Source organism: Mesorhizobium sp. WSM4822, assembly GCF_055811155.1.
Genome location: NZ_JBVVQM010000014.1, coordinates 64025 through 88879, shown reverse-complemented (window position 1 = coordinate 88879; position 24855 = coordinate 64025). Strand labels below are relative to the sequence as shown.

The 24855-nt window shown below is 64.5% G+C and carries 23 protein-coding genes; 6 read left to right on the top strand and 17 right to left on the bottom strand.

Features of this window, described 5'->3' with window-relative positions; genetic code table 11:
* Positions 1 to 256 precede the first annotated feature (256 nt).
* The 5 genes from AC0L3E_RS27705 to AC0L3E_RS27685 form a co-directional block, all read right to left on the bottom strand.
* Positions 257 to 1195 (bottom strand): ABC transporter substrate-binding protein, encoded by a 939-nt coding sequence (locus tag AC0L3E_RS27705; RefSeq protein ID WP_127320947.1) that lies wholly within the window; start codon positions 1193 to 1195, stop codon positions 257 to 259.
* Positions 1196 to 1271: 76 nt separating this feature from the next.
* Complete coding sequence (locus tag AC0L3E_RS27700; RefSeq protein ID WP_127266680.1) at positions 1272 to 2270, bottom strand: ABC transporter permease subunit; 999 nt, start codon at positions 2268 to 2270, stop codon at positions 1272 to 1274.
* Positions 2267 to 3811, bottom strand: a complete 1545-nt coding sequence (locus tag AC0L3E_RS27695; protein ID WP_473606089.1) for a sugar ABC transporter ATP-binding protein — start codon at positions 3809 to 3811, stop codon at positions 2267 to 2269. The genes AC0L3E_RS27700 and AC0L3E_RS27695 overlap by 4 nt, the downstream gene beginning before the upstream one ends.
* Positions 3808 to 5181: a carbohydrate kinase gene (locus tag AC0L3E_RS27690; RefSeq protein WP_473606088.1), complete on the bottom strand. Its 1374-nt coding sequence runs from the start codon at positions 5179 to 5181 to the stop codon at positions 3808 to 3810. Before AC0L3E_RS27690 ends, AC0L3E_RS27695 begins: the two co-directional genes overlap by 4 nt.
* Positions 5178 to 5954, bottom strand: a complete 777-nt coding sequence (locus AC0L3E_RS27685; protein WP_473606087.1) for a DeoR/GlpR family DNA-binding transcription regulator — start codon at positions 5952 to 5954, stop codon at positions 5178 to 5180. The genes AC0L3E_RS27690 and AC0L3E_RS27685 overlap by 4 nt, the downstream gene beginning before the upstream one ends.
* A 193-nt stretch (positions 5955 to 6147) precedes the next feature.
* Here AC0L3E_RS27685 and AC0L3E_RS27680 point away from each other — a divergent pair, with 193 nt between their 5' ends.
* The 3 genes from AC0L3E_RS27680 to AC0L3E_RS27670 are packed head-to-tail and all read left to right on the top strand — an operon-like array spanning position 6148 to position 9321.
* On the top strand, positions 6148 to 7191 hold the full coding sequence (locus tag AC0L3E_RS27680) for a class II aldolase/adducin family protein (RefSeq protein WP_473606086.1): 1044 nt from the start codon (positions 6148 to 6150) through the stop codon (positions 7189 to 7191).
* Positions 7192 to 7198: 7 nt separating this feature from the next.
* Positions 7199 to 8473, top strand: coding sequence for an FGGY-family carbohydrate kinase (locus AC0L3E_RS27675; protein WP_473606136.1), 1275 nt, complete (start codon positions 7199 to 7201; stop codon positions 8471 to 8473).
* Positions 8470 to 9321, top strand: a complete 852-nt coding sequence (locus AC0L3E_RS27670) for a TIGR01459 family HAD-type hydrolase (RefSeq protein ID WP_473606085.1) — start codon at positions 8470 to 8472, stop codon at positions 9319 to 9321. The genes AC0L3E_RS27675 and AC0L3E_RS27670 overlap by 4 nt, the downstream gene beginning before the upstream one ends.
* Here the strand turns inward: AC0L3E_RS27670 and AC0L3E_RS27665 are convergent.
* Positions 9308 to 10318, bottom strand: a complete 1011-nt coding sequence (locus AC0L3E_RS27665) for a sugar-binding transcriptional regulator (protein WP_023811047.1) — start codon at positions 10316 to 10318, stop codon at positions 9308 to 9310. The two genes, AC0L3E_RS27670 and AC0L3E_RS27665, sit on opposite strands and share 14 nt — an antisense overlap.
* A gap of 159 nt (positions 10319 to 10477) precedes the next feature.
* Between AC0L3E_RS27665 and AC0L3E_RS27660 the strand changes: the two genes are divergently transcribed.
* Positions 10478 to 11281 carry a hypothetical protein gene (locus AC0L3E_RS27660; RefSeq protein WP_127322497.1) on the top strand — a complete coding sequence of 268 codons (804 nt, stop codon included), beginning with the start codon at positions 10478 to 10480 and terminating at the stop codon, positions 11279 to 11281.
* A 14-nt stretch (positions 11282 to 11295) separates the two neighbouring features.
* On the opposite strand, the gene ptsP is transcribed toward AC0L3E_RS27660, so the two are convergent.
* From ptsP to AC0L3E_RS27635, 5 genes are all read right to left on the bottom strand, one after another.
* A complete protein-coding gene (gene ptsP / locus AC0L3E_RS27655) occupies positions 11296 to 13275 on the bottom strand; it encodes a phosphoenolpyruvate--protein phosphotransferase (RefSeq protein WP_473606084.1) in 1980 nt (659 codons plus the stop codon).
* A 56-nt stretch (positions 13276 to 13331) separates the two neighbouring features.
* Entirely contained in the window at positions 13332 to 13712 is a 381-nt protein-coding gene (locus tag AC0L3E_RS27650; protein ID WP_013529330.1) for a PTS glucitol/sorbitol transporter subunit IIA, read from the bottom strand.
* A gap of 109 nt (positions 13713 to 13821) precedes the next feature.
* Positions 13822 to 14823, bottom strand: coding sequence for a PTS glucitol/sorbitol transporter subunit IIB (gene srlE, locus AC0L3E_RS27645; RefSeq protein ID WP_127295941.1), 1002 nt, complete (start codon positions 14821 to 14823; stop codon positions 13822 to 13824).
* A 16-nt stretch (positions 14824 to 14839) separates the two neighbouring features.
* Positions 14840 to 15601 carry a PTS glucitol/sorbitol transporter subunit IIC gene (gene srlA / locus AC0L3E_RS27640; RefSeq protein WP_013529328.1) on the bottom strand — a complete coding sequence of 254 codons (762 nt, stop codon included), beginning with the start codon at positions 15599 to 15601 and terminating at the stop codon, positions 14840 to 14842.
* Between the two features lie 88 nt (positions 15602 to 15689).
* Positions 15690 to 16127, bottom strand: a complete 438-nt coding sequence (locus AC0L3E_RS27635) for a transcriptional regulator GutM (protein WP_023811041.1) — start codon at positions 16125 to 16127, stop codon at positions 15690 to 15692.
* A gap of 195 nt (positions 16128 to 16322) precedes the next feature.
* On the opposite strand from AC0L3E_RS27635, the gene AC0L3E_RS27630 reads away from it, so the two are divergent.
* Together AC0L3E_RS27630 and AC0L3E_RS27625 are read left to right on the top strand one after the other, a co-directional pair.
* Positions 16323 to 16964 (top strand): hypothetical protein, encoded by a 642-nt coding sequence (locus AC0L3E_RS27630; protein WP_128309425.1) that lies wholly within the window; start codon positions 16323 to 16325, stop codon positions 16962 to 16964.
* Positions 16965 to 17058: 94 nt separating this feature from the next.
* Positions 17059 to 17733 (top strand): HAD family hydrolase, encoded by a 675-nt coding sequence (locus tag AC0L3E_RS27625; protein ID WP_473606082.1) that lies wholly within the window; start codon positions 17059 to 17061, stop codon positions 17731 to 17733.
* On the opposite strand, the gene AC0L3E_RS27620 is transcribed toward AC0L3E_RS27625, so the two are convergent.
* The 6 genes from AC0L3E_RS27620 to AC0L3E_RS27595 all read right to left on the bottom strand — a co-directional run bounded on the left by AC0L3E_RS27620 (position 17730) and on the right by AC0L3E_RS27595 (position 24779).
* Positions 17730 to 18905, bottom strand: coding sequence for a DUF930 domain-containing protein (locus tag AC0L3E_RS27620; RefSeq protein ID WP_473606080.1), 1176 nt, complete (start codon positions 18903 to 18905; stop codon positions 17730 to 17732). The two genes, AC0L3E_RS27625 and AC0L3E_RS27620, sit on opposite strands and share 4 nt — an antisense overlap.
* Before the next feature lie 108 nt (positions 18906 to 19013).
* Positions 19014 to 19772 (bottom strand): 5'/3'-nucleotidase SurE, encoded by a 759-nt coding sequence (locus AC0L3E_RS27615; RefSeq protein WP_473606078.1) that lies wholly within the window; start codon positions 19770 to 19772, stop codon positions 19014 to 19016.
* Positions 19769 to 20935: an MBL fold metallo-hydrolase gene (locus AC0L3E_RS27610; RefSeq protein ID WP_473606135.1), complete on the bottom strand. Its 1167-nt coding sequence runs from the start codon at positions 20933 to 20935 to the stop codon at positions 19769 to 19771. The genes AC0L3E_RS27615 and AC0L3E_RS27610 overlap by 4 nt, the downstream gene beginning before the upstream one ends.
* On the bottom strand, positions 20935 to 22014 hold the full coding sequence (locus tag AC0L3E_RS27605; RefSeq protein ID WP_473606077.1) for an ABC transporter ATP-binding protein: 1080 nt from the start codon (positions 22012 to 22014) through the stop codon (positions 20935 to 20937). The genes AC0L3E_RS27610 and AC0L3E_RS27605 overlap by 1 nt, the downstream gene beginning before the upstream one ends.
* Positions 22002 to 23705: an ABC transporter permease gene (locus tag AC0L3E_RS27600; protein WP_473606075.1), complete on the bottom strand. Its 1704-nt coding sequence runs from the start codon at positions 23703 to 23705 to the stop codon at positions 22002 to 22004. Before AC0L3E_RS27600 ends, AC0L3E_RS27605 begins: the two co-directional genes overlap by 13 nt.
* An 87-nt stretch (positions 23706 to 23792) precedes the next feature.
* Positions 23793 to 24779 (bottom strand): ABC transporter substrate-binding protein, encoded by a 987-nt coding sequence (locus AC0L3E_RS27595; protein WP_473606073.1) that lies wholly within the window; start codon positions 24777 to 24779, stop codon positions 23793 to 23795.
* Positions 24780 to 24855 lie beyond the last annotated feature (76 nt).

The window sequence follows — 24855 nt, the reverse complement described above, 5'->3', positions numbered from 1 at the left end:
CCGCCCCCCCCCCCCACAACAACACCCCCCCCACACACCCCCCCCCCCCCCCCCGCCCCCCCCCCCCCCCCCGGGGGCCGCCCCCCCCCCCCCCCCCCCCACGCTGTAGAGTTAGAGACTGTTTCGAAATTCGCTCTGGCGAGTCATATGGTGGTGGTTTCGAGAACCGTAGCGCAGCGGACTTTTGGTCCGTGAGCAACGGAAGCGCAGAAAACGCCATTAGATGGCCGACAGAGTAGAATTTCCAAACAGGCTCTTAGCGGGCCGCGGTCCAGCCCTTGTAGTCCTTCAGGTTCTCGGCCGTGATCAGCTTCGGGTCGAGCAGCACGGTCGGCTCCGCCGGCTTCTTGCCGGCCAGCAGTTCGGCCGCCATCGTCAGCGACTGGCCGGCCATCACGTAAGGGTCCTGCGAGGCCGAAGCCTTGATCATCGAGGTGCCGGAGGAGAGCTCCTTCTCGATATCGGGCGCGCCGTCGACGGCGGTGAAGATGAATTCCGAACGGTTGAGCTGCTTGGCCGCAAGCTGGGCGCCGATCGCCGTCGGGTCATTGATGGCGAACACCGCATCGATCTTGTCGAAGCGGGTGAGCAGCGACTGGAACACTTTCAGGCCGCCGTCGCGTGAGCCTTCGGCATTCTGGTCGTCGGAGAGGATCTTGATGTCGGGATGCTGCGCCAGCACGTTCTTGCAGCCCTTCACCCGCTCCAGGATCGAGGACGATGCCGGTCCGTTGAGGATGACGTAGTCTCCCTTGCCGCCGGTGTGGTCGACCAGGTACTTGCAGGCCTCTTCGCCGGCCTTGACGTTGTTGGTCATCACGGTGACGTCGGCGCCCGGCGCCGAAACGTCGAAGGCGGCAACGACGATACCCGCGGCTTGCGCCTTCTTCACCGCCGGCGCGATCGCCTTGGCGTCGACGGCATTGAGCATGATCACGTCGACGCCGGCGGCGATGAACGAATCGACCTGCGAGACCTGCTTGTTGAGGTCATAGTCGGCCGATACCGAGGTCACCTCGACCTTCGGGTTGATCTTCTTGGCCGCGTCCTCGATGCCCTTGATGGTGGCGACGAAGAAGGGATTGCCGAGCAGGCCGACCGAGATACCGACCTTGTTGAGGTCCTTGGCCGAAGCAGGCGCGATGGCGAGCGACGCGAGTGCGACGCCGCAGAGCAGTTTGGCGATGGTCTTCATTGCTTTCCTCCGATTGCCCCGCGCCTCTCACGGTGCGTTACACAAACCGGTCGTTGACGCCGGCGACTAAGGTCAATCACGTTCTTGCTCCTGCCTGGAGCCTGTAGCGGTCGAGGGCGACCGCCACGATGATGACCAATCCCTTGATGATGTACTGCCAGATGTCTGAGACACCGGCCAAGATGAGCCCGTTGGAGAGCACCGCGATGATCAGGCCGCCGATCAGCGTGCCCCAGATCGAGCCGACGCCGCCGACGAAGCTGGTGCCGCCGAGGATGACAGCGGCAATGGCGTCGAGTTCGTAGGACTGGCCCAGTTGCAAGCCGTTGGCGGCGTAGAGCCGGGCCGCCGACATGGCACCGCCAAGACCGGCCAGCAGGCCGGAAACGCCATAGACGAAGAGCAGCACCAGCGGCACCTTGATACCGGTCAGCCGCGCCGCTTCGGCATTGCCGCCGACGGCATAGATCCAGGTGCCGAGCACGGTGCGCTTGAGCACCAGCCAGGACAGCACAACCACCGACAGCGCGATGATGACCAGCCACGGAATGCCGAACAGCGAACCGTTGCCGATGAAATCGAACGGCAGGTCCGAGTTGAACACCGTGGTGTCCTGGCCGAGCAGGCGGGCGACACCGCGCACCGCGGTCAGCGAACCCAGCGTGACGATGAAGGGCGGCAGCTTGATGTAGGCGATGAGCAGCCCGTTGATGAGGCCGAAGCCGAGGCCAACCAGAATGGCCGCCGGCACGCCGAGCAAACCCCAGTCCGGCACCAGCGACACCATCACCGCCACCATCGCCGATGCGGCGAGGATGGCGCCGACGGACAGGTCGATACCGCCGGTCAAGATGACGAAGGTCATGCCGGCCGCCAGCACGATGTTGATCGACGACTGCTGGGTGACGATCAGAAGATTGGTCTCCGTCAGGAAGCGCGGGTTCAGGAACTGGAAGCCGGCCGCCAGCAGGATCAGCACCGGCAGCATGCCGAGGGCAGCGAAAGCCGTGCGCAACCGTCGGCTTGTGCCGGTGGCCTGGCCGCCTGCGCTGATCTCGGTCGCCTTGTCGGTCATTGCTGAGCCGCTCCCGTTGCAAGTTCCATGATTTTTTCCTGGCTTAGCGGTTCGCCTTGCGACGCCGTCACCTCGCCCGATATCGTGCCGTCGCGCATCACCAGCACGCGGTCGGCGACGCCGATCACCTCGGGCAGTTCGCTGGAGATCATCAGGATGGCAATGCCCTGTTTGGCGAGATTGTCGATCAGCCGGTAGATTTCCGATTTCGCCCCGACATCGACGCCGCGGGTCGGCTCGTCCAGGATGACGACCTTCGGCTCGGTTTCGAGCAGGCGGGCGAGCAGCACCTTCTGCTGGTTGCCGCCCGACAGCGAGCCGGCATTGGCCTGCACCGAACTGGTGCGGATGGAGAGATCGGCAACAGCCTTGGAAGCGCGCCTTTCGGCGGTCGCGAAGTCGCGCAAGCCGCCGGCGCGCGAATCCCGCGCCAGCACGCCCATGCTGATGTTGTCGGAAATCGACATGTCGAGGAACAGGCCAAGTTCCTTGCGGTCCTCGGTCAGATAGGCGATGCCGGCATCGAGCGCCTCGCGCGGCGAGCCGATGGAGATCGTTTTGCCGTCGAGTTCCAGCGTGCCTGACACGCGCCTGTCGGCGCCGAAGATCAGCCGCGCAAGCTCGGTACGGCCGGAGCCGACCAGACCCGCCAGCGCCAGCACCTCGCCCTTGTGCAGGTCGAACGAACAGTTTTTCAGGAGACGGCCGTCGGACATGCCACGCACCGAGAGCGCCACCGCGCGCTTTTCGTCCGGCGGCCGATGATCCTTCTTGTAGAAAGCCGACAGATCGCGGCCGACCATCATCGACACCAGGCGCGAGGCGCTGAGTTCGGCACGCTCGAGCGTACCGACATAACCGCTGTCGCGCAGCACGCTGACGCGATCGGCAAGCTGGTAGACCTCTTCCATGCGGTGACTGATGTAGATGATGGCGATGCCTTGCGATTTCAGCGTCGCGATGACCTCGAACAGCCGGTCGGTCTCGCGCGAGGTCAGCGACGTGGTCGGCTCGTCCATGACGATGATGCGCGCATTGGTCGACAGCGCGCGGGCGATCTCGACCAATTGGCGCTCGCCGAGCGACAGGCTGGAGACCATGTCGCGGGCCGAAAAGGAGACGCCCAGACGCGCGATGATCTCCCTGGCGCGCCGGGTGCACTGGTCGCGGTCGACGATGCCGAAGCGTCGCGGCTCGTTGCCGAGGAAGATGTTTTGCGCCACCGTCAGATTGGGCGCCAGCGACAGCTCCTGATAGATCACCGCGACGCCGCTGGCGCGCGCCTTGATCGGATCGCCGGTCGCGGCCGGCATGCCGTCGATCAGGATCTCGCCGCCGGCATCCGGCCGATAGGCGCCTGAAAGCACTTTCATCAATGTCGACTTGCCGGCGCCGTTTTCGCCCATCAAGGCGTGCAGCTCGCCGGCGTGGACGCTGAGCGAGACATCGTGCAAGGCACGGATGGTGCCGAACGTCTTGGAGATGTGCCGCATCTCCAGCACCGGCTGGCGCGCGGTCTCGGCCCTGGCAATCGCACTCATCGCGCGCCTCCCACTGCCGCATCAGCGACGCCGCGGTCCATGGTGGCGTCGCGCCAATTGCTGCGATAGCCTGCCAACCCGGTGAAACGCGATGCGCGCACCGGCTCCGGAACTTCGGCGGCGAATTCGCGCCCGACGCTCTCGAAGGCGAGCGCCGCGGCACCCGTGGCGCTGCCCTCCAGCGTGGCGCCCTGCAGGAAGGCCTGGCCGGGACGCAACTGCGCCAGCAGCCCGGCGAGCACACCGCCTGTGTTCAGCCCGCCATCGACGATCACGGTGTTGTTCGAATGGATGAGGTCGAGGCAGAGATCGACCATCAGCGCGACATAGAGCAGCGCCGCGGCCGCGCGTTCCTCGGCATTGGGCGCGCGCCCGACCAGTCGGCCGGAATGCCCCGACATCGGCCCGCCCGGCGCAAAGCTCGGCAGCGCCATGATGCCGGCATCGATCACCCGCTGCACCACTGGGCCGGCGATCTCGCCTTGCCAGCCGGCGCTGATTGTTGCGAATTCGCGCCCGCCCATGAAGCGGATGGTCGGCACTGGGCCGCCGCCGACATCGACGTTGACCAGCATGTCGCGATCCCGGTCGAGTGCGTCGAGCGGGCAGTCCGGATTGAGCACGATGACCCAGGTGCCGGTCGAAACGACGGTGACCGGGCCAAGCTCCTGCCGGCGATAGGCATGCAGCGCCGCATTCGAATCATGGACGCCGTTGTGGATGGCGATCACCGCAGCGCCGAGGCGGTGTTCGCCGATAACGGCGCCGGCGCGCTCGAAGGCAGGCATCCGGTCACGCCAGCCCTGCGCGTCGACCAGCGAGGAAAAGTCTTGGCGGCGCGGCGCCCACAGATGCGAATGGCAGCCGAGATAGGACACTTCCGAGACCGCCCGCCCGCCAAGGCGCCAGCTCCAGTATTGCGGATAGCCGAGGATCGATTTCGACGCCGCGAACGCGTCCGGATCGACCTCCTGCAGCCACAGCATGTGGCGCCCGTAGTTGAAGCCGAGCGGCAGCCGCGGCGAGAAGGTCTCGGCAAAGTCCGGAATGCGGCGATCGATCCGCGCGGCAATCTCGGCCGGCGGCTCTTGCTCGTAATCGAGGATCGGATGCGTCAGCGCCGCCTCGTCGACCAAGGCAAAGGTGCAGCCATGGCCCGACACCATGACCCCTTCCACTCCATGACCGTCGACCGCATCGGCAACGGCGCTGAGCGCCCAATGGTGGAGCGCCGCCTCGTCGAGCACGCTGAAGCCGTCTTGGCGCACCCATTTCGGCTGGGTCCGGCGCTCGTCGATGATCCGCCCGTCCTGGCTGAAGACGAACAGCTTCGAATTGGTCTTGCCGAAATCGAGGACAGCCACCTTCACTGGATGGCTCCCGAGGCTATCCGCACCATGACGCCGGCGTCTTCCAGCATGCGCGCATCTGCGTCGGAGAGGCCGTCATCGGTGACCAGCGTGCCGATGCGGGAAAGCGGCAACGCGACATTGCGCGCGTGGATCGACAGTTTGCGGCTGTCGGCCAGCACCACGATCTGGTCGGCGCAGAGGCTGAGATCGACGATCGAGCGTACCAGCAGCGGGTGCGATTCCATCACGCCTTCCCCGCCAAGGCCTTGCGCGCCGAGAAAGAATTTGGAGGCGTAGAAGGGCACGGCCTGGGTGAGCGAATGGATGATGCCGGGTTCGCGATGCAGATCACCGCCGGCAACCGTCAGGCTGCAATGGCCGTGATCGCTGAGATAGGCCGCCAGCGGCATCGAGTTGGTGTAGAGGCGGATGTTGCGCTCGGCGAGCTTGACCCCGAGATGGAAGCAGGTCGAGCCGCCATGCACGATGACGGCGTCGCCGTCGCGCACCATGGTCGCCGCCAGAGCGGCGATCTGCCGCTTGGCCTCGACCGCAAGGTCGCGGTTCTCGTCATAGGGCCGGGCGTAGGCGACACCGGCCTGGGAAGCGCCGTCGAGTGCCGAGATGCCGCCATAGACCTTCCGCGCTTCGCCGGCTTCGTCGATCCTGTCGATATCGCGCCTGACCGTCGCGGCCGAAACGCCAAGCCGTTCCTGCAGCTCGCGCACCGAAGCGAACGGACGATCCCGCAGCAGTTCGACGATCTGACGCTGGCGGCCGGAGTCGCTCAATTCTTTCCTCCCGGATGCCATTTTCCATGGCAGTTGGTGCAACTTACTCAACATTAGCCAGATTGCAAGCGCGTTTTGATGATAGTATATCACTATTGACGTAGATCACTCGTATCTGCGATATCAGCGCCAATTCGACCCCGGCAACGGGATTTCGCGCAGGACACGGCCGAGCCGTTGGAGGAAAAGCGCCATGGCGACCCAAGCTGATGCGCAGGAACTGGCGGCCTTGCGGGCGCTTTCGGCCAGCATCGGGCAGAGCCCGCACCTGACCCAGGCGGCAGGCGGCAACACCTCGCTGAAAGCCGGCGACACACTGTGGATCAAGGCGTCCGGCACCTGGCTGAAGGACGCGCTCGTCGATGACATCATGGTGCCGGTGGCGATGGCGCCGCTGCTGAGGGCCGTCGAGCAGCGCGATCGCGCCGCCGACCAGCCGCAGGGTTTCACCATTGCAGCGCTCAACCCGCGCGGCCTGCGGCCGTCGATCGAGACCACGGTGCACGCCCTGATGCCGCAGCGCGTTGTTCTGCATGTCCATTGCGTCGACACCATCTCGCTTGCCGTGCAGGCCGATGGCGAGGCCGAGGTCGTCAGGCGGCTCGATGGCATCGAATGGGCCTATGTGCCCTATTTCCGGCCCGGCCTGCCGCTTGCACGCGGCATTGCCGAGAAACTGCGGCCTGGTGTCGACGTGCTGATCCTTGGCAATCACGGCCTGGTCGTCGCCGCCGAAACCGTCGCCGGGGCGGAGCTTCTGCTGCGCCGTATCAGGTCATTGCTGGCCCGGCCGGCGCGCGCGACCGCCGCACCCGACCTCGACGCCTTGGCGGCGCTTGCCGGCGGCAGCGGCTACAGATTACCGGCCGCTGTCGAAGCGCATGCGGTTGCGCTCGACCCTGAGAGCCGCCGCATGGCGCAGGCCGGCAGCCTCTATCCGGACCACGTCATCTTCCTCGGCCAGGGCTCCGTCGTGGCGAAACCAGGCGAGGCCGTGGCCGATGTCATTGCACGACTGGGCACGTCGCCTGCGGCGATCCTGTTTCCCGGCGCAGGCGTGCTGATGCGCGGCGATGCCAGTGCCGGCGCCGATGCCATGCAACGCTGCCTCGCCGACGTGACGGCGCGCATCGATGTCGCCGCGCGGCTGAACTATCTCACCGCTTCCGAGAATGACGAACTGGTCAACTGGGACGCCGAGCAATATCGCCAGAAGCTCAACGCGGCTGGCGGCTAGCATGGGCATGATGCCACTTGTCATCGGCATCGACATCGGCACATCGGGTGCGCGCGCCGTCGCCATGCGCCCGGATTTTTCCATAGCCGGGCACGCGGCCGTCCCACTCGACAGGTTTGGCAGCGATGGGCGAGCTCCCACGGCGTGGTGGCAAGCGGTCAAGACGGTGCTGACGGAGCTGCTTTCCGGCATCGACCGCACGGCGGTCCGCGCCATCGCCGTTGACGGCACCTCCGGCACGCTGCTGCCGGTCGACGCCGCCGGGCGGCCGCTGGCCGAACCGCTGATGTACAACGACAAGGTCGATGACGACGACATCCTGGCCGCTATCGCCCGCACCGCGCCGGCTGCAAGTGCAGCGCACGGAGCGACATCCGGCCTCGCCAAGGCCCTGCGCTTCCAGCATCTGCCGGACATTGCGGCGGTGCTGCATCAGGCCGACTGGATTGCCGGAAACTTCTCCGGCCGCTTCGACATCAGCGACGAGAACAATGCCCTGAAGACAGGCTATGATGTCGAGGCCCGGCGCTGGCCGGAATGGATCGCGGCGACCGGAATGCGCGTGGAGTTGCTGCCGCGCGTGGCCGAACCGGGCGAAGTCACCGGCGCCCTCACCGCGGAAGCCGGAGAACTGTTCGGCTTGCCGCGCGATGTGGCCGTTGTCGCCGGCACCACGGATGGCTGCGCCTCGTTCCTGGCGACCGGTGCTGCCGCGATCGGCGACGGCGTCACTGCGCTGGGATCCTCGCTGACCATCAAGATCCTGTCCGACCGGCCGATTTCGGCGTCGCGCTTCGGCATCTACAGCCACCGGCTCGGCAACGCCTGGCTGGCAGGCGGTGCGTCGAATTCCGGCGGCAAGGTGCTGGCTCAGCATTTTCCGCTCGCTCGTATCATCGAACTCAGCGCAAAAATCGACCCGGAGACAGACACCGGCCTCGATTACTATCCGCTTCCCGCCACGGGCGAACGATTTCCGATCGCCGATCCGGCGCTGCCGCCTCGCCTTGCGCCCCGGCCGGCGGACGACGCCGATTATCTGAAAGCGATGTTCGAAGGCATCGCCGCGATCGAGGCGCTCGGCTATGGCAGGCTTGCCGAACTCGGCGCGCCCGCGCTGATATCGGTCAGGAGCGTCGGAGGCGGGGCGGCGAACCCGGCCTGGACGGCAATCCGGCGGCGCAGGCTCGGCGTCGATTTCCTGCCCGCGCTTTCCGACGAGGCCGCCGCCGGCACGGCGCGGCTGGCGCTGATGGGTGCAAGCCGGGCAGGACTCCTATGAGCGCCAAAACGATCGAACGTCTCGACGGCATCGGGCCGCTGGCGGAGCGCTACGACGTGTTCCTGCTCGACCAGTTCGGCGTGCTGCATGACGGCACTCGGCCCTATCCGGGCGCGGTGGCAGCGCTGTCGGCGCTGAAGCGTGCCGGCAAGACCGTGGTGCTGGTTTCGAACTCCGGCAGGCGGGCGCAACCCAATGAAAGCCGGCTCATAAAACTCGGCTTCGAACAGGGAAGCTGGGATCATTTCGTCTCTTCCGGCGAGGTGGCGTGGCGATCCTTCACGGACATGGCGGCGTCGGGGAAGCTGCGCCCAGGGACAAAATGCCTGCTGATCAGCCGTGAAGCTGACCGCTCCGCGATCGAGGGCCTGCCTTTTGTGCTGACCGGGTCCGGCGATGAGGCCGAACTGGTGCTGATCGCGGCCAGCGAGGGTGACCGCTTTGACCTCGACCATTATCGCAGGCTGTTCGCGCCGGCTGCAGAGCGGCGGGTGCCGTGTTTCTGCACCAATCCCGACATCGTCATGCTGACGGCCGTTGGCCCTCGCTTCGGCGCCGGCCGTCTGGCCGATCTCTATGAAAGCCTGGGCGGCAGCGTTACCCGTATCGGCAAGCCCGACAAGGCGATTTTCGAAGCCGCGCTGGCGCTGGCCGGCGAGCCGGACCCTGGCACCGTGGTCTGTGTCGGCGACAGCGTCGAACACGATATATCGGGGGGAAACAGCGCCGGCATCGCCACCGCGCTGGTGCTGAGCGGAATACTGGCGGACACACCGGATCTCGCCGCTGTTTTCGACGAACAGCAGGCCTGGCCGGACTACATCACGGACAGTTTCAGCTTCCGCTGACCGCCTCCAGCATGCGCCGCGCGCTCTCCTCGTCGGTGATCAGGATGGTTGGGGCGATGAGGGTCATGGCGCCGAGCAGCGCTTCGGTTTTCTCCTCGCCACCGGAGGTGAGGATACGGATCGGCGCCTTGCGCAGACGGTCGACATCCACCGACATCACGTGGCTGTTGACCGGATGGTCGACCAGATCGCCGTTGCGGTCGAAGAAATGGAACAGGAGGTCACCCACGGCGCCTCGCGCAAGCAGGGCCTCCCGATCCGCCTCCTTGAGAAAGCCGCCCCGAGAGAAGGTGGTGGCCGAGGCAATCCCGCCGACGCTCAGCAGAACGGCATCGAGCACGTCGGCCATCTCGAAAATCTCCTGCAGGCCGCAGCGCTCGATCAGTGCGATCTTGGTCTCGACGCTGTCGACGACGGCTGGTGTCGGCATCAGATAGCCGTCGCCCTGGAATATCTGAGCGAAGCGCCAGGCGAACTCGGCTGGGTTTACCCGGCGCACGACGCCGACACCGCCAAGCAGCGAAATCACCTTGAAATCGGTGAGCGACTTGGCGCTGATGAAGGGCAGGCTCGAGAACAGCGTCTGCCCCCAGCCGACGCCGACCCGCATGCCGGACTTCATCGTGTCCGACAGGAAACTGCCGGTCTTGGCGCTGATCGCCGGTATCGGATCGGCATCGGGTGCCGAAAGCGGCGCCACCAGCGCCTGCTGCAGCCCGAACGTCTTCTCCAGCGCGCGCTCAAGCCGCACGATTTCCGACAATTCGCTCTCGATGGTGATCTTAACTTCGTTGCGCGCCCGGGCATCCGCCAGCATGCGCACGATGGTGACGCGACCGACGCCGAGCACGTCGGCGATCTCGTTCTGCGTCATCTGTTCGACGAAATACATCCAGGCGGCGCGAATCCTGAGGCGATCCGTTCGGCTTTCGCTGGCGACCTGCTCGGTTGCCTCGCCTCGACCGTCTTCGCTTTCGCCCTGTCGTCGTCTGCCCAAGTCTGTCTCTCCCCCTGCGGCGACGGACGAGCGCGCTGCCGCCGATTCTGCATGCTGGTCTAGTATCGCCTATTGATCTACCAATCGATAGGAACAATGTAGAGAGTGGTGGCTGCCCCGGTTGGCGGCTATCCGCAGCAAATTTCAAGGCGATCCGCGATGCTCCGACAAATCTCCGAAGATGTCCGCGTCAATCTGAAGGATCGGCTGCGGGAAGTCCGCGAAATCATCCGCCAGAGCCGCCATGACGGCAGCGGCGATGCCAGCATCCTGCGCGAAGCAACCAGCCATCTGCCGCCGTTTCCGGGCAAGGGCATCGAAGGCCTGCTCAGCCATGCCGCCAGTGCCGTCGACGAGGCGTTGTCGATCGCTGAAGCTTTCGTCCCGCATGAGCGCCCGATCAAAGTGGACGGCACGACGGTAAAGGGCCTCGGCACCTATTTCCCGATCGGCAACGAGGACCGCCAGCTGAGCGCCGAGCGCCTATTCCGGCGCGATATGTATTATCTGAGCAAGGCGGTGCTTGCCGGCCTGAACATCGACAATGCCCGCATCCACGAAGCCGATTTCGCGGCCGTCCATGCCACGATGCGCAAGCGGCATGGCGACCTCCTGGCCGCCTTGGGCACGCCAGGCGCCGGACTGCAGGCAATCGCGGGGATCTGTTCGGCGCTGCTGGTCGAGTGCCTCAGCCAGCGTCCGGTCCGCTTTGCCGAGACCGTGCCGGAAACGCCGGCCGCGATTGCCGGCCGGGCGCTCGACATAAGCTGCCTGGCGCCGCTCGCTTTGGCCTGCGGCCTGGCGACCACCGGCATTGACGGTGCGCCGGAGCCGGATATGCTGGAGATCGCGATATTGGCGGCGGATATTCGCCACGACCGCATCGTTCAGGCCTGCGCCAAGGCAAACCCGATCGCTGAACTGACACCGGTGTTCGCCACCTTGCTTGCCCATCTGCCGTAATTAGCCGGTCTGGGCTAGCCTTCAGCGGCCATGGCCATGATCGCTTTCTTGGCGCGCTGGATGGAAGCCGGGCTCATCGAGAGTTCGGTCAGTCCCATCTTCACGAAGGTCGCAATGAGATCGGGACGGCCGGCCGCCTCACCGCACATGCCGACCATGATACCGGCGGCGACACCAGCTTTTGCCGTCATTTCGATCGCCGACATGACGGCTGGATTGGTGACATCGTTGAGCTTGGCGACGGTCGGATTGAGCCGGTCGGCGGCCATGATGTACTGGGTCAGATCGTTGGTTCCGATCGAGAAGAAAGCGACCTCCTTGGCGAGCGCCGGGGCGATCAGCACGGCGGCCGGGGTTTCGATCATGACGCCGAGATCGAACGTCGCATGCGGCACGCCTTCGGCTTTCAGCTCGGCCGTGCATTCGTCAACCAGCACGCGCGTCTGCCTGACCTCCGAGAGGTCGGACACCATCGGCAGCATCACCTTGATGTTGCCGTGCACGGCGGCCCGCAGCAGCGCCCGCAGTTGGCGCTTGAAGATGTCGGGCCGGTCGAGACACATGCGGATGCCGCGCCAGCCGAGGAAGGGGTTTTCCTCGTCGGGAAATTCGATGCCGGCAATCGGCTTGTCACCGCCGATGTCGAGCGTGCGCACAATGACCGGATAAGGCGCAAAAGCCTTGGCCAGCGCCGCATAGGTCTCGGCCTGCATGTCTTCTGAGGGCAGATGCATATGGCGCATGAACAAAAGCTCGGTGCGGAACAGGCCGATGCCCATGGCACCAGCCTCTTGCGCCGCTTCGATTTCCTCAAGTGAGCCGATATTGGCCGCGACTTCAATGATCCTGCCGTCGGCGAGCGTCGGCGTCACCGTCTTGAAGATGGTCAGTCCGGCGCGCTCCTTTGCCGCCGCTTCGACGCGGCCGGCGAAATCGGCGCGGGTCGCCGCGTCGGGGTCGATGATCACATGGCCGGTATTGCCATCGAGTGCGACCTCTCGCGCGGTGCGCAAGGCATTGACCTGGCCGCCGAGGCCGAGCACTGCCGGAATGCCGTGCGAGCGCGCGATGATGGCGATGTGCGAAGTGGCGCCGCCATGGCCGCACACCACGCCGCCGATACGCTTCAGCGGCGCGCGTGCCAGATCCCAGGCACCGATGTCGTCGGCGATCAGGATAGCGCCTTCGGGGATGTTTTCGAGGCTGATATCGTCCTGCCCCAGCAACACGAGGCAGATCTGCCGCCCGACCGCATGAACGTCGTCCGCCCGGGCGTTGAGATAGTGATCGTCGACCGCGCTGAATTCGGCGGCAATGGTGGAGGCGGCGGTGATGACGGCGGAGACCGCGTCATTGCCGCCCTTGATCAGGCCCTCGGCCTCACCGGTCAGGCTGTCGTCGGCGGCGATATCGCGCAGCGCAGCGACGATGCCGCGGTCTCCAGCCGACAGGCTGTCCTGCGCCAACGCAAGATCCATGCGGGCCTGGACCGCGCCGACGGCTGTGCGGAACCTGTCGATCTCGCCTTCGATCTCCTCGGCCCGCAACACGCGGCCCTGTCCGGCGATATCGGGTGGGAAATGCGCAAAGGCCGGGCCGATGGCGAAACCTTCGCTGGCGGCCACGCCACGCAGGCGGTTTGCCCCGTCAGGTGCCGCCGGCACGGATCCGGGCGCGGGTGCCGCTTCCTGCCCGGCATCGTTCGCCGGGCTCTGCGCTTCCGCTTCATCATCGAGGCCGGCCCGCGGGTTCTCGAGATAGCCGATCAGCACCTCGAGTGCCTCGATGGCATCGGCGCCATTCGCCCGCACCGTGACTTCCTGGTTCTCCTTGACCGCCAGCAGCATCAGCTTGACCGAACTCTTGGCGCTGACCGCCTTGCCGTCCTTGACCAGTTCGACGTCGGATTCGAAGCCCTTGGCGAGCTTCACGAACCGCGTCGCGGGACGGGCGTGCAAACCTTCATGCACTCGGACGATGGTCGAGCGTTCCATGGCAAATACTCTGGTTTTGGGCGCCGCTCCCAACATAGGCCGCGGCGCGAATGCTGTCAGGCGGCGATGGTGATGATCGCCCCGGTCTTCAGTGCGGCCACGAGCGCTTGCGGGTCGACTTGCGACGCGCAGATCTCGCCGGGCCTCTCGGCCTCCGTAGCGCCGTTGAACGAAATGACGACATGGCCCATTTCCAGCACCTTGCTCCACGCGCTGGAGCCGACCGCTGTGATAACAGCGGCAACCGGGCCGAGGGTGATCGAAGCGCCCTTGGCGGGCGCTCCGTCACTTGGCCCCTGCTCCGCCTTGTGGAGCACCGAAACCTCGGCAAGCTCCGGCGGCGAGCCATCCGCAAACAGGATGACCACGCCCCCTTCGGCAAGGTCCGCCACTTCGGGGCCGATGGCAGTGACCCGTGTTCTCAGCAGAACCGTCATATGGCGAACCTCATTTTTCTCAACTTTCCCTAGAGCGGTGAACCGCTCTATCTCTTTGTTTTGACGCAATTTCCAAGGGAAAGCACTGTGCGCTTTTCCCGGAGTTGCCTTAGAACACGATCAGACTGACGACCCAGGCGATCAGCACCGAGACCGGCCCCATGATCTGGCGGCTGATGAGCACCGCCGGAACGCCGATTTCGATCGTCTTCGGCTTGGCCTCACCGAGCGCCAGGCCGACAGGGACGAAGTCGCAGCCCACCTGGGTATTGTAGGCAAACAGCGCCGGCAGTGCCATCGCTGGCGAAATCGTGCCGTTGGCGATCTGCGGGCCGATAATGGCAACGCCGATGACCTGCGCGATGACAGCGCCTGGCCCGAGGATGGGCGACAGGAACGGCAGGCCGCAGATCGCCGAGATGATCAGCAGGCCGACGATGTTGTTGGCCAGCGGACCCATCGGCTGCGCCAGCACATCGCCGATGCCGGTATACAGGATCAGACCGATGAGCATGGTCACGAAGGCCATGAACGGCAGCACGTTGCGAATGACCTGATCGATGGTGCGGCGGCCGGCATTGAAGAAGATGCCGACGATACGTCCCATGACGCGGCCGATCGTGCTGATGAGCCCGATCAGCCCACCTTCGCTCGGCAGCGGCTGTGGTGCCGCGGCCGCATTGTTGCTTGAACTCATCGCTGCTGCTCCCCCTGCAGTCGTGATCGTTTCGGATCCGTCCGCCATTGTGATGTTGGCCGGCTTCACGCCCGAAACGTAGATGTCCTCGGTGATGAACTGGGCCAGCGGCCCGGATTGACCGACCGGCGTCAGATTGACGGTCGGGATACGCTTGCGCGGATAGACGCCGCATCGTGCGGTGCCGCCGCAGTCGACGACGACAACCGCCATCTCGCTTTCGATCGGTGGCGCCCTGAAGCCGTCGACGGCTTCGCCACCGGTCATGTCGGCGATGAGCTGCGCCACCGGGTGGATGCCACCACCGGTGACGGAAACAACCTTGCTGCGCTGTTCGGTCGGCTCGATGACGAGCGGGCCGCCCCAGCCGGTTTTGCCCTGGGTGATCCTTACGGCTTTGTATGTCTTGGCCATGATGTCCTCCCCGCCCTTACAGCTCGACGCCCTGGCGGCGTGCCATGATGGCGGTGATGCGCTCGGTCAGCATGCCCTTGAGCAGGATGACGACGAGGCCGACGATGGCGTACCAGATCGCCACCTTGACGTGGTAGCCGGCGACGACGACGCCCTTTTTTTCCAGCTCCAGCAGCGCGACGAGAATGCCGCCCCAGACGAAATACTCGCCGGGATTGATGTGCGGGAACAGGCCGAGCGGCGGGTGCACATAGGACACGGCCGCGTCATAGAAGGCCGGCTTGTGCTTTTCTTCCAGGAACGATCCGAACGTATAGGCCATCGGATTGGTGAGGAAGAACACCGCCAGCAGCGGCAACAGCGTGTAGCGCGTCAGCGCGATCCGGCCGGCGCCGCGCGCCAGACCATGCACACGCTCTTCACCGACCAGTTCGGTGACCGCGTAGAAGGCCGTCATCAGCACCACCAGCGTCGGGATGATGCCGGTGACGAAGCCGGCGAAGACCTCGCCGCCCTTCTGGAAGATGCCGATAAAGTACTTGCCGATGGCGGTCAGCCAGCCGAGCTGCTCTTCCTGCTGGACGTCCTTCAGCTTTTCCTTGAACTGATCGACAGTGATCGGTCCGCTGTCCGCTTGTGCGAGGACAACGAGATGGTCGGAGGCATGCTCGACAGCGAGCTTGCCATGCAATGCGGCATCCGAGACCATGGCACCTGCGACATGCAGATTGTGCACGGCCATGTCGGCATGCTGCGCCAACAACGAAAATACAGACATTTCTCCTCCTTATGCCACCCGCCAGTTGATCCCAGTCGGTGCGCGGCGTCCTCTATCCCTTTGATTTAGAGCCCGAAATCCTCCGGCTCTAAGCCCTTGCTATGTTCAAACCGGACAGGCCCGGCTTCTTCCCCGGCTCCGACCGTGTCTTGTCGATCTGCTCGATCGCCCGTTTCACGGCCTCGGCCACACCGGGTTCCCCCTCCCCCATGATTGCAGGGTTGGACCGGAGTTTATCGAGGGGAACACCCTCGAACTCTTCATGTCTTTTGAATTTGGTGAAGACGGAACGGCCGCTCATCACCATCAGGCGGCGCACGACCAGATCGGGTGTCACCACGACGAGCGCGATGGTGCCCTTGGCCAACCGACCGCGAAAATTGCCGGCTCCGACGAAGCCGTCCTTGTACTGGTCGGTGACGCCCCTGAAGACATCCGAATAGTGCCGCATCTGCAGCCAGACGCCGAGCGACTGCAGCGCCCACACAATAACCAGCAGAAGCAGTCCCCACTGCCAAATCGCCATTCGGTTCTCCTCCCGAAGCCTCAGTTGAACCGCACCTTGGACCGGCGCGTGACAACAGCAAAGTGAGAACATTTGTTTCCGAGAATGTCAATATGTATGATATTGGCCTCGGCTGCGGTCATCCACAAGGGCGCTGACCGATTTCGGCCGTGCCACCGTTGTGCTAGGCTGACCGGGAAACAGGATACGAGGAATATGGATCTGCCCTTCAGGGACGAACTGGCCTTGATGCCCGATCTTCGCCATCGGCTGCGGCAGCTGCGCTGGTTCCGCGCCACTTTTCGCGGCAGCGCGAAGGTGGTCTCGGATACGTTCGGCGTGCGCTTCGAGATCGACGAGGCCAAGCTCACCAGGGCCTTTCTCGACTGGGTCGAGATCATGGAGGCGCAGAAGCGCTTCGCCGCGATCGACCGCGCCGACTTCATCGTCTTTGCCGCCGGCCTCGTGCTGCGCGAGTTGATAAAACAGGCGCCGGCAAAAGAAATCTCCGGCCTCACCCAGCTGGTCGAGACGGATACGAACGCCGGCACGCTGGAAATCGTCCGCTTCTGGCCGGAGGGTTTCCTCTACACCAACTACTGCGTCTCGGTGATTTCGGCGATCCACGAGCAGGAATTCGGCACGGCACCCGGCATCGACAAATGCGCCGACGATTTGCGCACATGGTGGTCCTATCGCGAGAACGTGACCGAGATGCCGGCCTATGCGGTGGCTTTCCTCGACCGCTTTCTCGGCGCCGAACCGAACTGGATCACCCCGGATCGCGCGCAGTCCCGGCAAGCCATGCAACGGGCGCTCGGGTCTTCCCGTGCGAGCGATGCGTTGCGCCAGCTTTGAGCCCGCTCTTCGCGCCCTCAAAAACGCACGCGCTATTGAACATTTGACTTTTTGTCGATAGCGATGTGCGAAAATTGACTCGAGAGGGGAACGCGTGGCGCGACCAAGGCCTATTATTTTCGATTGCGACGGCGTTCTCGTCGACAGCGAGCCTCTGGCCGCCCGCGCTTATGAGCGCGTCTACGAAAAGCACGGCATGCCCGGTGTCAACACCAGAATCATCGCCCAATGCATCGGCATGAAGCAGTCCGATATCATCGCCAGGATCAAGGAATTGACCGGGCACCAGTTTCCGGCGGCGGCGGACGGCGACATCTGGGCCGAGACCAAGGTGCTGTTCTCGCAGGAATTGAAGCCGACACCGGGAATCACTGCGTTTCTGGAGACGCTTGCGGGCGACCGCTGTGTCGCCTCGTCCTCCTCCGTCGAGCGCATAAACCACAGCCTTGCCGTGACCGGGCTGGTGCGTTTCTTCGGCGACGCGATCTACAGCTCCTCGATGGTCAAGAACGGCAAGCCCGCGCCGGACATCTTCCTCTTCGCGGCGGACAAGATCGGCGCCAATCCCGTTGACTGCATCGTCATCGAGGACTCGCCCTTCGGCATTCAGGGCGCGGTCGCCGCCGGCATGACCGCGATCGGCTACACCGGCGGCGGCCATACCTATGCCGAGCACGCTGCGCGCCTGACGGCTGCCGGTGCCGATTTCGTTTGCGCTGACTGGCAAGAAGTTAGCCGGCAATTGGCTAGGTTTGGTGTGCCGGCCTAGTTTAGACGATACTTTGTGAATCCACGGCTGGCCCATTCGCCAGGCGGCACCAATGAGCCCACACGGAAGTTGAAGGACAGGACCCTCGTCGCATCGGCGTCGACTTCGCATCGGAAATTTAGGTTGTACCAGGCGTTTCTGGTGCTGAAGGCGGCCTGCGGAGGATTGAGAACATTGCCTTTGTCCAGCGTAATGGTTGGCACCCATTTGACCGTATAGTCGGCACTTTGCAGTTCCCGGCTGAGGACATTGCCGCAAAGGGTGGCCACGCGTTGACCGCGCGGAACATTCTCCATGGAGCTTGTAGCGAACGCATTGCCGGTTGCCCCTTGCGAGTAAAGCTTTCTGACGCCCGGAAGGCCGGAATAGATCGGTGATCCTGCAACGTCGTCGTTGGTGGGATTTGACCTACCAGCATTCCCGATCGGCGCTTTGAAAGCTCTTGCGGGCTTGAACGTCATTGTCTTGGCAGGTTTGGCTTTGGGCTTTGCCTTTCCAGTCGAGGCTGGAGGCGCCGGCTTGTCGCCGATCTCAGCCGCCAATGGCTTTGGCGTCACGACGGCTTGCTTTTCGGCGGGTTGCGGTGCGGGTTCCTGTTTGTCCGGCTGCTGTTTGTCGGTTTCCTCGGTCGCCTGCTTCTCCTCGCTTTGCGCGGGCTTTTCGTCCGGCGCAGCGGTGGCTGGCTTCTCGTCAGACTTGCTGGGCTCTGCCTTCTGCTGTGGCGTTGCAGGCGGGGCGGGCTGGGTTGGCGCGGGTGTCGGTGCTACAGGCGGCTTCGCTGCCTCATCCTTGGCCGGCGACGGCGTGCTGGGCTTAGCGCTGCTTCCGTCGAGCGATTTCTCCGGCCCGGTATCTTTCTGGCCGTACTGGAAAACGCGCTTCAGAACCTGGTCGTCTGGCGGCTTCGGCGGTTCCGGAGGCGGCTTTTGTTCAGGCGGCTTTTCAGCCTTCTTTTCAGGTGTCGGCTCAGGTGGCTTTGGAGCAGGTTTCGGCTTGGGCTTCTCGGGTGGCGGCACGATCGCGACATTGACGGGCTGTTCCTGCTGAACCGGCTGCTGCTCGGGTCTCGGCAGGCCATAGACCAGAAACGCCGCGATGAGCGCATGCAGGATCAGCGATGCGGGCAAAGCCCACAGCAGATGCCGCCGCCGTTCTCCTGTCTCGCCCTTCATCCTCACCGATGTGGAATGAAATAGCGGCGGCTTCAAGCATAGGTGGTGGATTGGCTTGATTTAACCGCTGACAGGTTGGTGATCGGATGACGACGCGCAGACCCCAGGTCAGCCAGTTTGCCGCTGGCGCGGGATCCCGTCCAGAAACCGTTCGTCCAGCCGTGTCTCGCCAAACCAGTTCAGCCGGTTGATGCTGATGAAGCCGGCATCGATCGCCTCGTTCTCGTCACCCGGCTGGCTGTCATGGGCCCGACCGCGCGACACGGTGATGACTGTATGATCGCCATCGCTTTCCACGATCTCGGCCTTGCGAGCGATCTTGTCGCGACCGATGCGCGGCTGCCGGATTTCGGCCGGCAGCAAGGTCGGCAGGTTGATGCTCAGCCAATGACCCTCAGCGGCCCAGTCGGCGCGCGATTGCCACAATGAAGCGATGAGCGCGCCAAGCCATTGGTCGTCGCCATCGGTGAAATCAGGATTTTTCACGCGTGAGAAGCCGATGGCTGGAACGCCCCAGAAGGTCGCCTCCCGCGCAATGCCGAGCGTGCCTGAATAGGCAATATCCTCGGCAACGTTGCGGCCATCGTTGACGCCCGACAGTAAAAGGCCCGGTTTCTCGGAATCGGCGAACAGCCAGGTCATGGCGCTTACCACGCAATCGGCCGGGGTGCCGGAACAGGAGTACCAGTTCGGTTTGACGCGCCGCATGGTCAACGGCCTGGCAATCGTCAATGACGAGCCGGCAGCGGTGCGCTTGCCGTCGGGCGCGACCACCCAGACATCGTCGCTCAACGCGCCGGCCGCATTGACCAGACGGGCAAGCCCCGGCGCTTCGATGCCGTCGTCGTTGCAGATCAGAATTCTCATCGTTTTCTTGCCTCCGACACCACTATGCGCTGGCCGGTGCGGCATTGCGTGCGCAGCGACGGGATGTGGGTTTGCAGATCGCCGAGAAGGTCCGGCGTGCAGGAATGACCGAGTGCGGCGGGACGGCCGGCCTTCTCCCAGATGTCGACATTGCCCGGCAGCGTCGGATGGGTCGGCATGCGCACCCAGTCCGCCCGGCCGGCCTTGTGCAACAGATCGCCCGGCGAGCCTGACGGCAGATGGCCGGTAAGCAGCACCGGAAAACCGGAATGGTCGGCACGCGGCAAGAGGCGCGATGACGGGCCGGCTTCACCCATGCCGTCATCCGCCAGCAACGGCGTGGACGGCAGGGGATCAGCATCGGTCCAGTCGGCTGCTTCCTGCAAGCGGCGGCGCAGCAACGCTGAAACGCCCGGCAACAAGGCTGCCGTGGCGCCGATCTGCGCTTCCAGGGACGAACGCATGCCGGCATGGATGGCGAACGGCCCAGGCAAGGCCGCGATCAGCTCCAGCGACCGACCCGAGAGCGGCGTCGGCAAAAGACACCCGCCCGAATGGCTCGCAACCCACTGCGAGATTTCGAGCGCCCGCGCCGTCCCAGGCACCGGATCGGCGCCATAGGAAGCATCGAGGACAAGCAGGTCGCAGTGCGGGATCGTGTCCATAACGAAGACATTGCTGTCCGGCACCACATCGGCCGAATAGGCGACGCGGCTCTCGCCATCGTCCACGGCAAACCAGACACCGCCCACCACATGCCCGGAGCGTCCCGTCCGGATCGTGAGATTTCCGCTCTTCAGCGTATCGCCGGGTTCGAACAATTCGATGCGGTCTTCGGGAAAAGGGAACCGCCTGAAATCCTCGGGCTCAGCATAGCTCGCGAGCGTGGCGGGCGCCTCATTGCGGGTCTCGGCCGTCATGAAGATCGGGCCGGCATAGCCACGCGACAGCAGCCAGCTCAGTGCGCCGACATGATCCTCATGGGCATGCGAGACGAACAGCGCGTCGATGTCGGCGACCGACCCGTTCAGCACCGGATAGTAGTCCGCGCCCGAAGCGCCGACCTTGATGCCGACGTCGAGCAGGATGCGATCCTTGCCGCTGCTGACAGCAAGACTGGTGCGGCCCTTTTCGCCAAAGCCGCCGAGCAGGTCGAGCATCATCACGATACTGCTCCCACCGCCGGGATCAGCCAGCCGGACCGTATGCGCAGACGCGCCTGGGCTCCGCTCTCCAGCACGACCGGGTCGGGCTGTTCGAAATGCAAGGTGAGATCGGGGCAGGTCGAAGGTGTAAATTCGATGCGCGCCGAGCCACCCTGGTAGATCACCCGCTTGACCAGGCCATCGAAGCCGGGACCGTCTGGCGACACGTCGAGATCGGCCGACCGGCAGCAGATCTTGGCGCCAGCGCGCGGCCGCTGGCCTGGCCGGCAGCGGACAACCAGTTCAGCGCCGAGAACCCGGACCTTGCAGTGGCCTCTTTCTTCCGCGCTCAACACATCCGCGGGCAGCAAAATGCCTTGCGAAATGAAGGATGCGACCATTTCATTTGCCGGCTCATGATAGAGCTCGCGCGGCGTCGCCAGCTGGGCAAGGCGCCCGCCATCCATCACCGCGATGCGGTCGGCCAATGCCATCGCCTCGGCCTGATCATGGGTGATGTAGACGATGGTGGTGCCGGTGCGCTTGTGGAAGGATGCGAACTCGTCCTCCATCGATGCCCTCAGATGCACGTCGAGATTGGCGAGCGGCTCGTCGAACAGCACCAGCGAGGGCGCGGCGACAAGGCAGCGCGCCAGCGCCACGCGCTGGCGCTGGCCGCCGGAAAGATTGGCCGGCCGGCGATCGCCCAGCCCTTGCAGATTGACCAGGGCCAGTGCGTCTTCAACCTTCCGGCGGGCGACGGCCTTGTCGAGCTTCGCCACCTTCAGCGAATAGCCGATGTTCTCGGCCACCGTCATATGCGGCCACAGCGCATAGTTCTGGAAGACGATGCCGACGCGCCGCTTTTCCGGCGCGACGCTGCCGCCCTTGCCCGACACGACCTCATTGCCGATGCGGATTTCGCCTGAGGTCACTTTCTCGAATCCGGCCACCAGCCTCAGCAACGTCGTCTTGCCGCAGCCGGAAGGGCCGAGCACCGCCAGGAACTCGCCGTCGGCGACGTCGATCGACACATCCTTGACGGCGTCGAAGTTGGCGAAGCTCTTGGTCACATTGTCCAGGCTCAATCGCGCCATGGCAGCACTCCGGTCGGAAGGTAGGGGGCAAGCAGATTAGTGACCAGCATCAGCACGAAGGTGACCGCCACGGTGATGACGGACATCGCCGCCGCATAGTTGGAATCGCCGCCCTGCTCGAAGGAGAACATCACCACGCCGATGGTTTCCGAGCCCGACGACCACAGCAGCGCCGAAACGGTAAGTTCGCTTAAGGCCGTCATGAAGATCAGCAGGCCGCCGGCGATCGCCGCCGGCGCCACCAGGGGAAAGATGATCGTGCGCATGCGGGTGAACAGCCCGGCGCCTGCCACTTGCGCAGCCTCCTCCAGCGCCCGGTCGATCTGGTGATAGCCGCTGATGGTTGGCCGCAGCGCCAGCACCAGGAAACGGGCGAGATAGGCGTAGAGGATGATCCAGACGGTGTTGTAGAGCTGGATGCCGGTCAGCGGGATCGGCCGCAGGAACATGAGCAGCGAGGCGATGGCCAGCACCACACCGGGCAGTGCATAGGGCAGTTCCACCGACAGATTGAGCAGCCGCACCCAGCGCTGCTTGCCCCAGGCGATCAGATAGCCGATCGGCACGGCAACCAGGACCGCGAAGAAGGCCGCCGCGATCGACAGCCAGAAGCTGTTGAAGAAGGCGCGGCCGGCCGCGTCATGCTCGAACAGCACGAAGCGATAATTGTCGAGCGTCGCCGTCTTGGCGGTGAGCGCGATGCCGTAGCCCGGCACCAGCGATGTCAGAACCAGCCCGAACAGCGGCAGGAACAGCACTACGATGATCAGCAGCCACATGCCGGCCTGCACGGCGGGCCGCCAGCGGCCGAGTTCGTATGGCTCAGCCGAAAGCGATGTGGAGCTGATGCGATAGTCGCGGCGGCGGCTCATGATCTCCTGGGCAAGGATACCGGCCATGGCGATGATGCCGATCAGCACCGACAGGAACGCGGTTTCGCCGAGGACGGCGGGGCCGCCGCCGGCCAGCTTCTGATAGATCAGCGTCGGCAGCACGAGATAGTTGGCGGGAATGCCCAGAAAGGCCGGAATGCCGAAATTGCCGACGCAGGAGACGAAGGCGAGTGCGGCGGCCGCCATGATCGACGGCGTCATCAAGGGCAGCACGATGGTGACCAGCACGGTGAACCAGCCGGCGCCGCCCGCCCGCGCCGCTTCGATCAGTTCGCGCGGCAGCTTGCGCAGGCCGGCGCGCACCAGCAGGAAAACCAGCGGCCCATACTGCACGCCGAGCAGCAGGATGATGCCCGATGTCGAATAGAGCGGATTCCTGGTACCGAGCGGCGGTGCCGCCCCGAACAGCTTGAGGAACGGGCTTGCCGGGCCGAACAATTGCAGCCAGGCCAGCGCCGTCACCTGCGGCGCGATCATCAAGGGCATGACGTAACAGAGCACCATGGCGCTGCGAGCGCGGATATCGGTCAGAGTGACGAGGACGGCCGCCAGCGTACCCGACAACACCGCAAGCAGGGTGCCGCCGATACCGACGACCAGTGTGTGCCAGGTGGCGACCCAGGTCGCCGGACTGGCGAGCCCCGCCTCTATCGCGACGGCCGACAGCGTGCCGCCGGGTGCCACGATCTCCTTGATCAGGCGCAGCATCGGCAGCAGCGAAAGCAGGACGATGACGATGGCCACCGCCGCCGTCAGGACCATTTCCTGGCCCCGGCTTTCCCTGATCCGTGTTGACATGATTGCTTTTCCTGGGATCGATCAGCCGATGCGCTCGGGTTTCGCAGTCGGCATGCCGCTAGGGGGCATGCCGACTGGATTGCCGGCTCAGCCGCCGAACAGTTCCGAGAACTTCGCCTTGTCGGCGTCGGTCTTGGCGACGATTGCCTTGGTGTCGAACGACATCACCTTGACCTTGACGCCTTCCGGCAGCCATTCGGGGCGGCCGACCGAGGCGCGCGCCGGCAGATAGCCCATCGAAAGCGCAAGCTTCTGGCCGTCATCGGAAAGAATGAAGTCGACGAACTTCTTGGCGCCCTCGACATTCTTGGCCGTCTTCATGATGGCGACCGGTTCGGTCACCGCCGGCACGCCTTCCGACGGGAAAACGAACTCGACCGGCGAGCCCTTCTTCTTGGCGTTCATCGCCATGAAGTCGACCAGGATGCCATAGGGCTTCTCGCCTGATGCCACCGACTTCAGCACGGCACCATTGCCGCGCACGCTGACGGTGTTGTTGGTCTTCAGCTTCTGGAAGAAATCCCAGCCATAATTGGTGTCGCCGACGAAGCCCGAAAGCAGGTAGGCGGCCGCACCCGAATAGAGCGGGCTCGGCATGACCAGGCCGTCGGCATAGGCCGGCTTGACGAGATCGGCCCAATGCTCCGGCTTTTCGGCGGCCGCGGTGTTGTAGACGATGCCCGTGGTGATCAGCTTGCTGCCGAAATAGGTCTTGCCGGCATCATAGGCATCCGCCTCGATGCCTTCGAGCTTTGCCTCGGGATAGGGCAGCAGCCGGTCGTCCTTCTTCAACAGCTCCATCGAGACCGCATCGGCGATCAGAAGCACATCGGGCTGCGGGCTGCCGGCGGCAAACTCGGCCGCCATCTTGGTCAGGATGTCGCTCGTTCCCGAGCGATAGATGTTCACATCGATACCCGGCTGCGCCTTCTTGAAGGCGTCCACGGTCTTGGCCGCGTCGGCTTCCGGTTGGGACGTGTAGAGCGTCAGTGTTTCGGCGTTTGCCACGCCGGCAAACAAAGTTGCCGCGAGCGCCAGCTGGCTGGCCAGCAGCTTGATGAAGTGCGTCTTCAATGAGACCTCCTGTCTTGTCTGTGCATGACCGGTCCGGCTCTGGCCGGCTCCCCGTCTCTTCCTCCCTGCACGGCGC